Source organism: Prodigiosinella confusarubida (assembly GCF_002847015.1).
GTDB lineage: Bacteria > Pseudomonadota > Gammaproteobacteria > Enterobacterales > Enterobacteriaceae > Prodigiosinella > Prodigiosinella aquatilis.
This window is the reverse complement of sequence record NZ_CP025085.1, coordinates 1421785-1438049: the sequence shown is the minus strand read 5'-3', so window position 1 is coordinate 1438049 and position 16265 is coordinate 1421785. Positions and strand designations below refer to the sequence as shown.

The 16265-nt window shown below is 48.9% G+C and carries 9 protein-coding genes and 1 CRISPR repeat array (1 of these 10 running past the window's edge); of the genes, 7 read left to right on the top strand and 2 right to left on the bottom strand.

Annotated features, from left to right (window positions below; translation table 11 throughout):
• A CRISPR array of direct repeats spans window positions 1–2646; the repeat unit is 28 nt; unit sequence TTTCTAAGCTGCCTGTACGGCAGTGAAC; it reaches 745 nt to the left of the window's first position.
• A gap of 297 nt (window positions 2647–2943) precedes the next feature.
• Genes cas1f through cas6f form a run of 6 tightly spaced genes read left to right on the top strand, consistent with a single transcriptional unit; the run spans window position 2944 to window position 11077 of the window.
• The gene (gene cas1f, locus CWC46_RS06585) at window positions 2944–3924 is read left to right on the top strand and encodes a type I-F CRISPR-associated endonuclease Cas1f (protein WP_021017049.1); all 981 of its coding nucleotides are present in this window, start codon (window positions 2944–2946) and stop codon (window positions 3922–3924) included.
• Entirely contained in the window at window positions 3921–7205 is a 3285-nt protein-coding gene (gene cas3f / locus CWC46_RS06580) for a type I-F CRISPR-associated helicase Cas3f (protein WP_021017050.1), read from the top strand. The genes cas1f and cas3f overlap by 4 nt, the downstream gene beginning before the upstream one ends.
• A 23-nt stretch (window positions 7206–7228) precedes the next feature.
• Window positions 7229–8563, top strand: coding sequence for a type I-F CRISPR-associated protein Csy1 (gene csy1 / locus CWC46_RS06575; RefSeq protein ID WP_021017051.1), 1335 nt, complete (start codon window positions 7229–7231; stop codon window positions 8561–8563).
• Entirely contained in the window at window positions 8560–9495 is a 936-nt protein-coding gene (csy2, locus tag CWC46_RS06570) for a type I-F CRISPR-associated protein Csy2 (RefSeq protein ID WP_021017052.1), read from the top strand. Before csy1 ends, csy2 begins: the two co-directional genes overlap by 4 nt.
• Window positions 9496–9505: 10 nt before the next feature.
• Window positions 9506–10513, top strand: coding sequence for a type I-F CRISPR-associated protein Csy3 (gene csy3 / locus CWC46_RS06565; protein WP_021017053.1), 1008 nt, complete (start codon window positions 9506–9508; stop codon window positions 10511–10513).
• A 9-nt stretch (window positions 10514–10522) separates the two neighbouring features.
• Window positions 10523–11077 (top strand): type I-F CRISPR-associated endoribonuclease Cas6/Csy4, encoded by a 555-nt coding sequence (cas6f, locus tag CWC46_RS06560; RefSeq protein ID WP_021017054.1) that lies wholly within the window; start codon window positions 10523–10525, stop codon window positions 11075–11077.
• Window positions 11078–11363: 286 nt separating this feature from the next.
• Here the strand turns inward: cas6f and CWC46_RS06555 are convergent, their stop codons facing one another.
• On the bottom strand, window positions 11364–13061 hold the full coding sequence (locus tag CWC46_RS06555; protein ID WP_021017055.1) for a methyl-accepting chemotaxis protein: 1698 nt from the start codon (window positions 13059–13061) through the stop codon (window positions 11364–11366).
• Window positions 13062–14139: 1078 nt separating this feature from the next.
• Between CWC46_RS06555 and CWC46_RS06550 the strand changes: the two genes are divergently transcribed.
• Window positions 14140–15738 carry a sensor domain-containing diguanylate cyclase gene (locus tag CWC46_RS06550; protein ID WP_021017056.1) on the top strand — a complete coding sequence of 533 codons (1599 nt, stop codon included), beginning with the start codon at window positions 14140–14142 and terminating at the stop codon, window positions 15736–15738.
• Between the two features lie 93 nt (window positions 15739–15831).
• On the opposite strand, the gene CWC46_RS06545 is transcribed toward CWC46_RS06550, so the two are convergent.
• The gene (locus CWC46_RS06545; RefSeq protein ID WP_021017057.1) at window positions 15832–16251 is read right to left on the bottom strand and encodes a secondary thiamine-phosphate synthase enzyme YjbQ; all 420 of its coding nucleotides are present in this window, start codon (window positions 16249–16251) and stop codon (window positions 15832–15834) included.
• Window positions 16252–16265 lie beyond the last annotated feature (14 nt).

Genomic DNA, 16265 nt, shown 5'->3' with positions numbered 1-16265 from the left:
AACATCAACTGCTTGAATATCGCCAATTGCCCCCTTTTCTAAGCTGCCTGTACGGCAGTGAACGGATCGAGGCGTGACCATCCAATGCCACGGACTTTCTAAGCTGCCTGTACGGCAGTGAACAAGTTTAGCTACTACTCCGCGCAGCATTTCCTTTTCTAAGCTGCCTGTACGGCAGTGAACAGCGCGCTCGACTGGAGAAAGTTGCTTTCCTTTTTCTAAGCTGCCTGTACGGCAGTGAACTAATAACGCGCTCACGATATTCTATTTCATCTTTTCTAAGCTGCCTGTACGGCAGTGAACAAAAAATGATTATTGAATTTAATTGCATTGTCTTTCTAAGCTGCCTGTACGGCAGTGAACATGTAGCAGTGCTGTAGCTGCAATAGCTCTCTTTTCTAAGCTGCCTGTACGGCAGTGAACTCATTTTAGTGTTGTTATGTATCATCTTACGCTTTCTAAGCTGCCTGTACGGCAGTGAACTCATCGAGGCAAACTTTAAAGCCAACTCTTTTTTTCTAAGCTGCCTGTACGGCAGTGAACATATTCACAGGCCGAATGTGAGGCACTTCTCATTTCTAAGCTGCCTGTACGGCAGTGAACAAATGGGACTAGAAATGATGTCCTCGGGCCGTTTTCTAAGCTGCCTGTACGGCAGTGAACCTGATAGGGGTGCCGCTGAAAATCTCTTTTCCTTTCTAAGCTGCCTGTACGGCAGTGAACATTCAGATAGTTGTTCCGCGAGACTATCGACGTTTCTAAGCTGCCTGTACGGCAGTGAACCGGGATGCCCTCAATCCGTTGAGGTTTATCTATTTCTAAGCTGCCTGTACGGCAGTGAACAGGGCGTTCCGGGCTCACCGTATTGAGCGCAGTTTCTAAGCTGCCTGTACGGCAGTGAACATATAGAAATGAGCCGTGTTGGCCCCCTTGTACTTTCTAAGCTGCCTGTACGGCAGTGAACAACGAACTACGCATATCTAACGACGTGGTTACTTTCTAAGCTGCCTGTACGGCAGTGAACTGGCGTACTTGCCGAACTGCTCCAATGCTTCTTTTCTAAGCTGCCTGTACGGCAGTGAACGTCTACCTGTTTTTCAACCGACACACCGATACCTTTCTAAGCTGCCTGTACGGCAGTGAACCAGTGTTAAATTAGGGATGAGAATTGTTCTCATTTCTAAGCTGCCTGTACGGCAGTGAACAACGCGTCTCGTGTCATTGCGGGGATACCACTTTTCTAAGCTGCCTGTACGGCAGTGAACCGGTTACTTAACGACGGTACATACGGCGATATTTTCTAAGCTGCCTGTACGGCAGTGAACGGCTAGGGGACAATGAAAGCCATTTTCCCATTTTTCTAAGCTGCCTGTACGGCAGTGAACTCGTCCGTTTCCGGTTTCCATGAACGATTACCTTTCTAAGCTGCCTGTACGGCAGTGAACTAGGGGAGGTTGCTGTAGGTATGCAGTTTGATTTTCTAAGCTGCCTGTACGGCAGTGAACATTTGTACTCCACACCAGATAGTGGCACCGATTTTCTAAGCTGCCTGTACGGCAGTGAACAATACGGTGAGCCCGGAACGCCCTGACTATTTTTTCTAAGCTGCCTGTACGGCAGTGAACGATTCAGATAGGTTGTGTTGGTAGCACCATATTTTCTAAGCTGCCTGTACGGCAGTGAACAATATTACGCCTACGACAGCGTAGCGCCATTTTTTCTAAGCTGCCTGTACGGCAGTGAACCGGATTCATGGCGCATATCGGAGGATCTGAAATTTCTAAGCTGCCTGTACGGCAGTGAACTGTTACGCAGCGGATACCATGCCGGGTTAGTTTTTCTAAGCTGCCTGTACGGCAGTGAACTAGCTTATTACTTCTATCCTGAATGCACTGAATTTCTAAGCTGCCTGTACGGCAGTGAACAATTCCCTTACCTGTTATGCGCCGTCTCTTCCTTTCTAAGCTGCCTGTACGGCAGTGAACTACCACCATCACCATCAATAGTCACAACTACTTTTCTAAGCTGCCTGTACGGCAGTGAACCAGCTGGCGTTGAATCGGCGGGGACAACTTTATTTCTAAGCTGCCTGTACGGCAGTGAACGAATAAAGCTCACCCAGTTCTGACATGGTGTCTTTCTAAGCTGCCTGTACGGCAGTGAACATGATGTTGTACACATCTACGCAATCGGTATATTTCTAAGCTGCCTGTACGGCAGTGAACTTAATGTGGTATTTGCATATTCATTTGCTATCTTTCTAAGCTGCCTGTACGGCAGTGAACATTACTTGCCAGATATAGTGATTCCTGGGATTTTTCTAAGCTGCCTGTACGGCAGTGAACTCATTATAAAATCGATCAATAAACCTGCTTATTTTCTAAGCTGCCTGTACGGCAGTGAACGGCATAAAAACATATCAACGGTCATGACTGTTTTTCTAAGCTGCCTGTACGGCAGTGAACTCACCAATGCTGATTTTACTATTTCGGCTGATTTTCTAAGCTGCCTGTACGGCAGTGAACACATCTGATGCTGACGACACTGGCGGCTTCCATTTCTAAGCTGCCTGTACGGCAGTGAACGTAAAACTTCTTGATATTACTGCATTTTTGCAGTTTCTAAGCTGCCTGTACGGCAGTGAACAGTAACATTTCCACTTTAACGATTTGTTTTATCAGCATCAATTATCATTTTCGTGTGCCAAACCCTTTTTTCTACCTCTTCTGTAACTTATTGATTATTCATGCACAAAAGTCAGGCAAAGAAAAAAGGGTTATGGGTGAAGGAATATTATTTGCACAAGCCACTTTTCGCTGATGAAAAATGCTAGTCTGATTTCGTTTAGTTTCCAGTACATTACAAGTTTCGCTATTAAATAATTAGTCTACGATTTATTTCGTCGATGTCGTTATAACTAATCGCGATAGCAGAGAATATATTATGGATAATGCTTTTAGCCCTTCCGATTTAAAAACGATTCTGCATTCCAAGCGCGCCAATATTTATTATCTCCAGCACTGCCGTATTCTGGTTAATGGCGGCAGGGTAGAATATGTCACGGAAGAAGGAAACCAGTCGCTTTACTGGAATATTCCCATCGCCAATACCAGTGTCGTGATGCTCGGCACCGGTACTTCCGTAACGCAAGCCGCCATGCGGGAATTTGCACGCGCTGGTGTCATGGTCGGATTTTGTGGCGGTGGCGGAACGCCGCTGTTCGCCGCCAATGAAGCGGAAGTAGCAGTGTCCTGGTTATCACCGCAGAGTGAGTATCGGCCCACAGAATATTTACAGGATTGGGTCAGTTTTTGGTTTGACGATCAAAAACGGCTGGCGGCGGCAGTGGCATTTCAACAGGTGCGGATAGCACAAATCCGTCAGCATTGGCTCGGGTCACGGTTGTCTCGCGAAACTCGCTTTACCTTTAAACCGGAACATCTTCAGGCATTGTTAGACCGCTACGAGAAAGCGCTGACATCCAGTAACAACAGTAATGACGTACTGGTACAGGAAGCCATGATGACCAAAGCATTGTACAAGCTGGCGGCTAACGCCGTGAGCTATGGTGATTTTACCCGTGCCAAACGCGGTGGCGGCACTGATCTGGCAAACCGGTTTCTCGATCACGGCAATTATCTGGCCTATGGGCTGGCCGCCGTGGCGGCATGGGTATTGGGTTTGCCGCATGGTCTGGCAGTGTTACACGGTAAAACCCGACGTGGCGGTTTGGTGTTTGATGTCGCCGACCTGATTAAAGACGCATTGGTACTGCCGCAGGCGTTCATTGCCGCCATGGAAGGTGAGGATGAGCAAGAATTTCGCCAGCGCTGCCTGACGGCGTTTCAGCAATCGGAAGCGCTGGATGTGATGATCACCGCCTTGCAGGATGTCGCCAAACAGCTCAGTCAGGTGAGCAGATGAACATTCTGCTGATTTCAGAATGCAGTAAACGGGCACTGGTGGAAACCCGTCGGGTACTGGACCAGTTTGCAGAACGCAGAGGTGAACGCAGTTGGCAAACGGCCATCACCCAGGAAGGATTAAACACACTGCGCAAGCTGCTGCGTAAAACTGCACGCCGTAATACGGCGGTCGCCTGCCACTGGGTTCGCAGCGCCAACCACACTGAATTGCTGTGGATTGTCGGGAATCTCAAACGTTTCAATACCACGGGGAGCGTTCCCACCAACACCACCAGTCGCGATATTCTACGCACCAAAGATGAAAACCCGTGGCACAGCGCCGAGGTGTTTAGCCTGCTGGCAGCCATTGCCGGGTTGTTTCATGATTTTGGCAAAGCCAACGCCTTGTTTCAGGCAGGATTATGCGCAGAAGGTCCGCGCAGCCAACCTTACCGGCATGAATGGATCTCGCTGCGACTGTTTCAGGCATTTGTAGGGACGCAGGATGATAAAAGCTGGCTGACCACACTCAGCACCATCACCCCGGAAGCAGAAATCACATTGCTGTCTCGTCTGCAACAGGACAAAAAACCAGCGAGCGACAGCCCATTCCGCACCTTGCCACCATTGGCGCAAGTTATCGCCTGGCTAATTGTTTCGCACCATCGGTTGCCCGTATTTAACCTTTCGACAGATCTGGCGCCCGATAGTGTGCCACCCCAGTTAGATTACCCTGACAGTTGGCTGACTGATCATGTTTCACCACAGTGGAATGCCCTTAATCACTGCAAACCTGACTGGCACGCATCTGATGTGGAGCAAGTGTGGCAATTTCCACAGGGTACGCCGCTGCACAGCAACGTCTGGGGTGAAAAAGCGCGCAAATTTGCCGGACGTGCGCTGAAACTGCCGTCGCTAACACATTTTGGCAAATTAGATCAACGCCTGACCGTGCATCTGGCGCGTCTGGTATTGATGCTGGCTGACCATCATTATTCCGCCAGCCCGGCAACTATTGGCTGGCAGGATCACCGTTATCCGGTATGGGCCAATACCGATCGGCAAACGGGAAAACGTAAACAACAACTGGATGAACACTGCGTGGGTGTAAGTCAGAACGCCTTGCTGCTGGGGCGTAGCCTGCCACATTTGCGCGATACGCTACCGTCGATTACCCGCCATAAAGGGTTCCGCCAACGCAGTACCCACGCACGGTTTCGCTGGCAGGATCGCGCCTTCGATCTAGCCTGTTCTATTCGTAACACCAGTGCCCAGCACGGCTTTTTCGGCGTCAATATGGCTTCCACCGGACGGGGGAAAACCTTCGCCAACGCCCGCATTATGTATGGACTGGCGGAGGAAACCACAGGCTGCCGTTTTTCTGTCGCGCTGGGGTTACGAACGCTCACGCTGCAAACTGGCGATGCGCTGCGGCAGCGGTTAACGCTCGAAGAGGACGATCTGGCCGTACTGATTGGCTCGCAAGCGGTGCAGGATCTTCATCTATTGCAGCAGGAAGATGAGCGTCGCCGTCAGGGCGCACAACATCAAACTGGCAGTGAATCAGCCGATCCGCTGTTTTCCGAACACCAGTATGTACGCTATGACGGCTCGCTGGATGATGGCCGACTGAAAGCCTGGCTGGAACGTGGTTCCACGTTGCATCAATTGTTGAGTGCACCGGTACTGGTGACAACTATCGACCACCTGATGCCCGCCACTGAGGGGCTGCGCGGTGGCAGGCAGATTGCCCCGATGTTGCGGTTATTGACGTCAGATCTGGTACTGGATGAACCGGATGACTTTGGTCTGGATGATTTACCCGCACTCTGTCGGCTGGTGAACTGGGCTGGCATGCTGGGATCGCGGGTGTTGCTTTCATCCGCTACCCTGCCCCCGGCGCTGATCCGCGCGCTGTTTGCTGCTTACCTTGATGGCCGCGCCGCCTGGCAGCAAGCTTATGGCACGCCGGACACAGCCTTGAATGTGTGCTGTTGCTGGTTTGATGAGTTTGACTGCCACTACCAGCAGTATGGCAATAACAAGGATTTTTTTGCCGGACATGAGGCGTTTGTCCAGAAGCGACTGAAGAATCTGGCCCAGTATGAGTTACCCCTGCGTCTTGCGGCGATTACCCCCGTGAGCAGCCCCGATAAAAACGACAATGACGTTCATCTGGCGGTGGCACAGGCACTACATCCGCTGATGTTTTCCCTGCACCAATCACACCATCAAGCCCATGCAAATGGTAGAACCGTATCACTGGGGCTGATCAGAATGGCGAATATCAACCCACTGGTTGCTGTCGCCCGTCAGTTGCTGACCATGCCATCTCCCGCAGATACCTGTGTTCATTACTGCATTTACCACAGCCAACACCCGCTGGCGATGCGCTCGCACATCGAACAACGGCTGGATGCGGCGCTGATGCGCAGTGATGCGAATGCCTTGTGGCAGGTGGATGAAATTCGTCAGGCGATGGAAAAAGCGCCGCAACAACATCATCTGTTTGTGGTGCTGGCAACCTCAGTAGCGGAGGTTGGACGCGACCATGACTATGACTGGGCGATTGTTGAACCCAGCTCAATGCGTTCGTTGATTCAGTTGGCAGGTCGGGTGCTGCGCCACCGGCAGGATGAGCAACATGTGCCGTCAGTGCCTAATATTTATCTGCTCAGCCATAATCTGCGGGCGTTGAAAGATAAACCGGTGGCGTACTGCAAACCCGGTTTCGAATCTAAAACCGAGATGCTAAACAGCCACGATCTGCGCCACATACTGAATGAAGAAGAGTACCGTCATCTCAGCGCTGCACCGCGTATTTTGCAACCGAAGCCACTGATCAAGCCTTTTACGCTGGTTACATTAGAGCATGCGGCAATGTACAGAATACTTTTTGGCATGAAGAACACCCCACAGAAACCCACGGCTGCACTCTGGTGGCGAGCCCATCCCCACTGGTGCGGTGAACTTCAACGGCTCACACCGTTTCGCCAATCCGCTAAAGATAATCTTTACTGCTTGTGGATCGCCGAAGAAGGCGAGGAACCGGTGTTCATGGTTCAGGATGATGGTCCCAGCGGCTGGAAGCAAAGTGATATTGCCCGCTCCGTGGCGCTGCATATGGCAGACGGCGTCAGTGCCTGGATCGAGCCAGATTACCCCGCCTTGTACCAGCAACTGGCCGAAGAAAAGCAGTGGGAACTGAGTTGGGTCAGCGCCCGTTTTGGCGAAATTCGCTTGAGGGACGGTGACGATAACTGGAGCTGGCATCCGCTGTTAGGGATGTTTGCGCAATGAAAGCAATAACAACAGGAGGCGCAATGAAAGAAAACACATTGACGCATTTCATACTCTCTTACATCGAAAAGCGACGGCAGGCCAAGCTGGATGCTTTCGATAAAGAGGCGGAGAAGAAGCGATCGCCACTGAGCGGTGAGGCTCTGGCAGTGGCCGGATTGGAGTTGGCCCAGGCACGTCAGGTGATTGAGCAACGTCATGAAGTGCGAACCTGGCTGACAGATGCTGCCAGCCGAGCCGGGCAAATCAGCCTGGTCACACATGCGCTGAAATTCACCCACAGTGATGCCAAAGGCACTAGCGTGTTCAGCCCCGAAGCGGTCAAAAACGCCACAAGCCTCTCTACCGCTACATTGACGCAACCGGCCATTGATGCAGTAGGCAACGCCGCCGCCCTGGATGTGGCGAAGCTGCTGCAAACAGAATATGAAGGGGATTCGCTAGTAGCGGCGTTGCAGCGCCATGACTACAGTGCGCTGACAGCGCTGGCGGAGAGCCCGGAGCAACTGGCGCAATGGTTGGCGGGGTTTCAGCAAGTCTTCACCGTTCGTCAGCCTAGTTCACACAAGCTGGCAAAACAGATCTATTTCCCCATCGGAAAGGGTGAATATCACCTGCTAAGTCCACTCTATGCCTCTTCGCTGGCACAGGCGTTGTATCAACGCATTATTGCCGTGCGCTTTGGCGATGAGGCAAAAGCCATCCGACTGGCACAGAAAGAAAACCGATGGCATGACCAGCTATCAATCAGTTATCCCAATCTGGCGGTGCAGAATATGGGAGGCACCAAACCCCAAAATATTTCCGCACTCAACAGCACTCGTAGTGGTCGTTCCTATCTGCTCAGTTGTGCGCCACCACAGTGGCAGGGAGAAGAAAAACCACCGCAGCAGCATCAATCTATTTTCCGTGAACGTGGCGAGGTGGATTATCACACCCGGGCAATCATACCGCTGATGCGGCAGTTTCTGCTCAGCGTCAAAGAGGTGGAAAACAACCGGGAGATCCGCCGCCTGCGCCTGCGTTATCTCGATCAGTTGATTGATCAACTCTTTTGCTACGTAGCCAGCATCCAGAACCTACGATCTGGCTGGAGTGCCGACTCCAAACTGTCACGCATTCAGCAATTATGGCTCGATCCACATCGTAGCAATGAGGATGCGGTTTTCCGCCGTGAACGAGAAGCCGGAGACTGGCAGAAAGACGTCGCGTATGACTTTGGCCGCTGGCTAAACCGTCGCCTTCAGCATGAAAAGCTGATTTTCGGTGAGGCCGAACGCCGCGAGTGGTCAACTGCCGTACTGTTCAAGCGTCGTATGCGGGAAATGGAAAGCGCATTGAAAGAGGAGCTGGCATGAGTACGCTGATTGTATTTCGTCGTATCCGCGTAGAAAACGCCAACGCCATTGCCGGGCTGACTTATGGCTTCCCTGCTATCACCCATTTTCTCGGGTTTACCCATGCGCTGTCACGCCAGTTGCAGGCCAGCCACGGGCTGACGCTGGAAGGCTGCGGTGTGGTGAGCCATCAACATCAGCTACACGCCTACGGTTCCAGTTGGGAGCGCAGTTTCGCGCTGACCCGCAACCCGTTGACTAAAGAAGCCAATACCGCCGCCTTTAACGAAGAAGGCCGGATGCATATGACGGTTTCACTGTTGGTGGTTTGTGAAGGGCAGCTACTAGCAGACATTGCGGCGTTACGTGAGCATCTGACCCAATTAGCGCGGTGTCAACGACTGGCCGGCGGCACGATCGTCGATATGGATCGGGTCACCATACAGCCATTACCAGAAACGGCAGCAGAAACACGAGTGGTAATGCGTCGCTTGTTGCCGGGTTTTGTATTGTGCGATCGTACCGCGCTACTGCATCACCATTTCCAAACACAGCAAGAGACCAACCCGCAAGCGGAAATGCTGGACGCCTGGCTCGATTTCGCCGCCTTGAAAATGCGCGCTATACCATCGTCTGAAGAAAATCATGCCATGCAATGGCAGCATGTCCCCAAACCCGGCGAAGGGGGTTTCTTGGTGCCACTGATGATCGGTTATCGCGCAATTTCTCCGATCTATTCACCCGGTGAAGTGGATAAAACCCGTGATCAACACACCCCCTTCTGTTTTGCCGAGGCGATATACGGCATAGGGGAATGGCAAGGCGCACACCGCATTCAGGATATCCGGCACATCCTCTGGGAATATGACTATCAGGACGGGAACTATCACTGCCACCAACCGGCAGGCAATGTTACCGAATCAGAAGAACTTGAATACGACATTGACGATTAAGGATTGAACCATGGCAAAAGCAACTGCATTGAAAACCGCATCAGTACTGGCATTCGAACGCAAACTGGCTAACTCGGATGCCCTGATGTATGCAGGCAACGGGACACAACAGGGTAATTGGATACCCATCGTCATTCAGGAAAAATCCGTACGGGGAACCATTTCTAACCGTCTGAAAAATGCCCTAGCCAGTGATCCGGCCAAACTGGATACTGAAATTCAAAAAGCAAACCTGCAAAAAGTAGATGTGGCGGCCCTTCCCTTTGATGCCGGCACCTTGAAAGTAGTGTTTACCCTGCGGGTACTCGGTAATCTGGCACAGCCTTCCGTCTGTAACGATCAGGACTATCAGGTCGCGCTGGCACATATCATTACCGGTTATGTGGATGAGCATGGTTTTGCTGTACTGGCGACACGTTATGCAGAGAATATCGCGAATGGCCGCTTTCTATGGCGTAACCGTATCGGGGCCGAAGCCATTCGCGTGGTGGTCACGCAAGGCCAGCAACGTTGGGAGTTCAACGGTGAGGATTACTCTCTGCGTCAATTCAGCCAACCGTCTGCTGAGCTGACCGCGCTGGCGAAAGCCATTGAACAAGGACTGACAGGCGAATCCTCTGCGTTATTTACCGTGGAAGCCTTTGTGCAACTGGGCAACGGACAGGAAGTCTTCCCTTCTCAGGAGCTGATACTGGATGAGAAGGCCCGTAATGGCAAAAGCAAAATTCTCTATCAGGTGAATGGAATCGCGGCAATCCACTCGCAAAAAATCGGCAATGCACTGCGTACCATAGACGACTGGCACCCGGCGGCGGATGAAGCCGGCCCAATTGCCGTCGAGCCCTATGGCTCGGTCACCAGCCGTGGCAAAGCTTATCGCCAACCCAAAGAGAAAATGGACTTTTATACGCTGCTGGATAATTGGGTGATCAAAAATGATGTACCAGCTCCAGAACAGCAACACTATGTGATCGCCACACTGATTCGTGGCGGCGTGTTCGGCGAAAAAGGTGAATAAGGTAGCGACATGGATCACTACATCGATATTCGTGTATTACCCGACCCTGAATTCAACGCCTCACAGCTATTAAGTGCTGTGTTTGCCAAACTGCACCGCGCATTGGCGCAATTAGCGGATGGCACTGTGGGCGTTAGCTTTCCTGATATGGGGAAAACATTGGGGGAGCGCCTGCGGTTACACGGCACTGCGCCTGCGTTATCCGCACTGGAACAGACCGGCTGGCTGAAAGGGTTACGGGATTACACCCAGATTACCGCACTTCGGGCGGTACCGGACGAGGTCAGGTTCCGAACCGTACGCCGGGTTCAAGTCAAGAGCAGCGCCGAGCGGTTACGCCGGCGTTCAGTCAGCAAAGGCTGGCTAAGTGAGGCGGAAGCAGCGGCACGGATTCCTGATGCAGTAGAAAAACGGAGTGCGTTGCCGTTTATACAACTGAAAAGCCTGTCTAGTGGACAGATGTTCCGGTTGTTCGTGGAGCATGGGCCGATAAAGGATTCCCCCTCTGTTGGGAAATTCTCCGCCTATGGCCTGAGCATGGAAGCCACCATTCCCTGGTTCTGACCCTTTTTAACGGCCAACGATAACCCTTTGGTTTTAAATACCGTTGGCCATTACCTTCGTACTAACAACCTGCAAAAGTATCGCTTTGGTATTTTCCCCAATCTTTCCCCCATATTTTTAGCATTCAGCCTCTATCAGATGAAGTCCAACATTCGCTTGCCGACCGTAGTTCTGGGGTTTCTCAGCGCGGGGAGAATCTGATTGGTTTATGCCAAAAGTGTTTACGGCTCACTACCTGTAGGTATGAAGCCGCTTTCTTCAGCGAAAGCAGCTTTATATAGCGGAGTTAGAATGATGTCCATTCGCCAGCAGATGAAGCGGCAGTGTCCTTCCCTTTGCTCATCGTAGATATTCTGCCAGCAGGCAACGCCGGAGTTAACATAGGACTCTGCTGAGAGGCATACTGAAACCGTTCAGATTCCGCCTGGCTGATGTGCAGTTTAAAAGCACTCACAGCTTCTGCCAGCATTGCCGCCTGTGATTGCAGAGACAACGCCGCAGAGGCCGACTCTTCAACCAATGCCGCATTCTGTTGGGTCGTCGTATCAATTTGCCCCACAGCGATGTTGATTTGGTTAATGCCATCGCTCTGCTCCCGGCTGGCTTGCGATATTTCACTGATAATATGGTTTACATCCTGCACATGAGCCGCCAGCCCATTCATTGTTTCCTCGGCAGTATCCACCAATTGCATGCCATCTTGAATATTGTCAACAGAGTCATCAATCAACTCCTTGATCTCTTTCGCCGCGGTAGCACTGCGCTGCGCCAAAGATCGAACCTCTCCGGCAACCACGGCAAACCCGCGCCCCTGCTCGCCAGCACGGGCCGCTTCCACCGCCGCATTTAGCGCCAGAATATTAGTTTGAAATGCAATGCCATCAATAACACCGATGATTTCAGCCATCCGTTGCGAAGAGTCCCGAATGCCGCGCATCTTCTGCGTGACAGAATGCATTACTTCACTACTGCGCTGCGCTGCGCTCGATGCTTTATTTGAGATTTCGGTCGCCTGATGCGTGTTGTCCGCCGTATTTTTAATCGTCGATGTCAACTCTTCCATTGACGACGCGGTTTGCTCCAACGAGCTTGCCTGTTCCTCTGTCCGGGCAGAAAGGTCCTGATTTCCCGCTGCTATCTGTGAGGCTGCTGTCGAAATGGTTTCCGCGCCATCACGTACTTGACCGACAATCTGGCGCAAACTGGCATTCATGTGATCCAACGACTGGAGCAACATACCGGTTTCATCTTTGTGAACGGCTACGATCGTTGATGTCAGATCGCCCTGTGACACTTTATCCGCCACCTCTAATGCCTGATGTATCGGTCGTGTTACGCTATGCGTCATCGACCAGGCTATCCAGGCACCTAACGCGGCACAAATGGCAAAAATACCCAATAAAACCCATCGGGTCTCACTATAGATTTTGGCCATCACATCAACTGTCGCACTCATCATGTCATCCTGATGGTCCACTAGCTGATGCACCGCCTTACGATATTCTGATTGCACAGGATAAAGATGTGAATTGAACTCATTGAGCGCCGCCTCCCGATTACCCGCCAATATTTGACTGCTGATCGTTTGTCCTGAGGTTAAAAAATCGGCACGAATACGCCGGATATTCTTAAGCATCTGAAGCGATTGAGTGTCATGAGAATTATTGGCACTGTTTTCGAGCTTATCCATCAGTTGACTTATATTTTTGGAGATATCCGCAATAGAATCGACAGTGCTTTTTATTTTTTCCTGTTCGGAGAGTAACATTAGCTGCTGGAAAACCTGGACTCCCGAATTCACATCACTAATAAGTTCATTAGAATCCACTGTCTGAGGATATAACACGGTAACAATGTCAAGCGCACTGTCATGAAAGTCAGATAATTTTTTAATAGAAATCATACTTACGATAAAAAGCATCATCACCAAAAAAGTGAACCCGGCACTTAAACGATAACCTATTCGCCAGTTAGATAAATGCATAACCCACTCCTATATTAATTCCATGGAAATAAATTCGTTAAGAAAATCTTGTTAAGACAACCACAGTGGAACTTTTGGCTTTAACATTGGAGGGGACACCATTCACGGACAGTACCAATAAAAACTCAAAGGTAGCTCATTGGTGACTTTACCAACACAGCATTATCCCGAAATAATTCTTGCCGCTATTTTCAGCATAAAAAATTATTTCTTTTTCACAGTCCGTGACTTATAAAAAATAACGCCACAAAATATATAAAAATAACACTGAATAGATAATCACTATTTCTTATAGAAATGCCCTCGCCACACGTCTACAGTCAACATCCATTCCGTTGCCTATTCCCTCTATCGGCAAGATGTAGGGTAGCTTTATCTTTTGATCGTTATAATCATTTAAAAAATACGAAACAATAGGATTTAACTATTAAAAATAGCGGATCGATCGGCAGAAGGATCAAGAATCACAAGACACTGTGTTATAAAAATTTATGGCAACCATATGAGGCCTATTTGCCAGGAATGTCATTACACCTGGCATCATACCTCAACAAAATGTGTCCCTGTTTAACACACCCGTATCTGTATACGACTTCTTATTCTCTGCCTCTGATAACCCATCTTCAGGCATAGTCGGTGAATAGAAATTCATTGCGTATATCCCATAACAGCCATCTGATTTTATAAGGGAAAAACAGATCAATGCTTCTGGTTATAATTCAGGCAGATATCGATATGAACTATCCATTTTTAAAATGGCGTATTGTTCACAATCCAATTCAGCATACAACCCAATTCAATACGCATCTAACGCTTGTCACACAATAATAATTGACAATAAAATACCGCCTACGATTTAACAATTATCAGCAATACCCAAATAGAATGAACAGGACTCTTAAACCTACGTGTTAATCCCTCGCAATTTATACAAATTTATCGTCACTTATATTGACACTAAGTAAAACATTGACTAATACTTTATTTATTTAGTCACAGCAATACTTAGCACGCTAATCAGATATGCCGTTATCATTGGCTGTACATCTATTATTTATAATAAGTCGGTTGACGATAAATGAGAATAAGAAAGATTTTTCAGATAAACTTGTTGTGGCTGATATTAGCTATCTCTATAGCCAGCATAGTCATCACATTATTGAATAGTTATTTTTCAATTTATAAAGTACAGAAAAAATTACTTTCAGATCAAATATTTAATTTCAACTTGAATTACTCATCCAAGTTATCGGCAACAGTTGAAAGTTTTTTCTCTACCTCTAGAGAGCAATTGACCTACAGCGCACAATTAATCGAGAAAAATTATAAAGATGAAAAAAATTTACAATCTGAAGTCGAGCGCATCCGTCAACTGAGTCATAATTTCAATTCGGTCGTGGTTGTTAACAATAGAAATTCCGTCATAGCGGCATCCCCGAAAGAATTAAATCTGGTGGGAGTAACACTTACATCAAATACAAGTCAACTTGCCCTTAAAGAAAAAAAATTCTTTATCAGCCAACCATATACCTCCACGGCAGGTAACTATATCATTTTTATATCGGTGCCAATTAAAGATAAGGAGGGTAATCAGGTTGGATATATCGGTGGGACCATCTATCTTAACAATCGTAGAATTCTCAACGAGTTTATGAACACCCAATTTTCGAATGACATGCATAACATTTATGTAGTTGATAAAAATGGAGTTATTATCTATAACCACAACAAACAGTACATTGGAAAAACGATTACTGACGAGCAGGTCAGAAACACTATTTTCTGGCATGATGAAGGCACATTTCTTATGCCGAGCATTCAAGGGAAGCCACCCGCGCTTGCAGGATTCGCCAGAGTAAAAAGCTCCGGTTGGACCATTATCACTTTACAATCATCTCAGTCAGTCATTGCTCCACTTAATGACGTGATGTTCAATATATTAAAAGTGGGGTCACCCGTCGTCATTCTCACATTATTGATTCTTACTATTCTTGCATTCTATATTGTCCGCCCGTTGCGTCATCTTGCCATGTCCGCCAGCAAAATGGATGAGCCTGGTGTTATCGACAAAATCAAATCCGTCCCCTCCTGGTATTTCGAAGTCGAACAATTGAAGCGCGTTATTCTGCTAGGAACGGTTTTGCTACATAAACGTATCGGACGCCTCAGCTCCGAAGCACACACCGATCCATTGACCGGTTTATTAAACCGTCGTGGGCTGCATGATAGTATTGATATGATTTTATTAGAAAATAAAACCGTCTCCGCTATCGTTATTGATATCGATCATTTCAAGCATGTGAATGATACTTTCGGGCATAGTACCGGTGATGAAGTTATCCGGCTGTTAGCCCGACTCATTCGCTCCAGCGCGAGGAAGGTAGACCTTATGTGTCGTACCGGCGGCGAGGAATTTTTAATGTTGCTGCCAGGAACAAACATTCACATTGCAGCGCTAATTGCCGAGCGGCTACGAAGCAATGTGGAAAATCATCAATTTCCAGGATGTCAGCATATTACTATCTCTGTTGGCGTTACGACGTTCAATCCTGACAAATCCACATTCGATGTTGCCATTAAAACCGCGGACACCGCCCTGTATCAAGCAAAAAAAGACGGCAGGAATAGAGTCGTCGTTCGGTATATTTCTGATGATGTCTCACCAGCATATTCTTGATCTTGCCACCGCACAGCATCTCGCATTGATACATACTGAAATTTATTGGGTAATTTTTTAACGACCACTATCGTTTTTCACGTCAATGCCTGGTTACTCACCCTGCAACGTCACCACCAGCGTACGATTACCGCCGTGATTACGATGTTCACACAGGTAAATCCCTTGCCAGGTACCAATATTTAATTGTCCATTGCGGATGGGAAGACTCAGACTGTTACCCAGCAGGCTACCCTTAAGATGTGCGGGCATGTCATCACTACCCTCATAGGTGTGACGATAATAGGGCGCATCTTCCGGCACCAGATGATTGAAAAAACGTTCGAAATCCGCTCGCACGGTAGGGTCGGCATTTTCATTGAGGGTTAATGATGCAGAGGTATGCTTGATAAACACATGCATCAGGCCGATATTGATTTGCCTGATTTCACCGACTTGCGCTAACACTTCATCGGTAATCAGATGAAACCCTCTGGCTTTTAGCGTGAGACGAATTTCGTGTTGTATCCACATATCACACCCCTGCC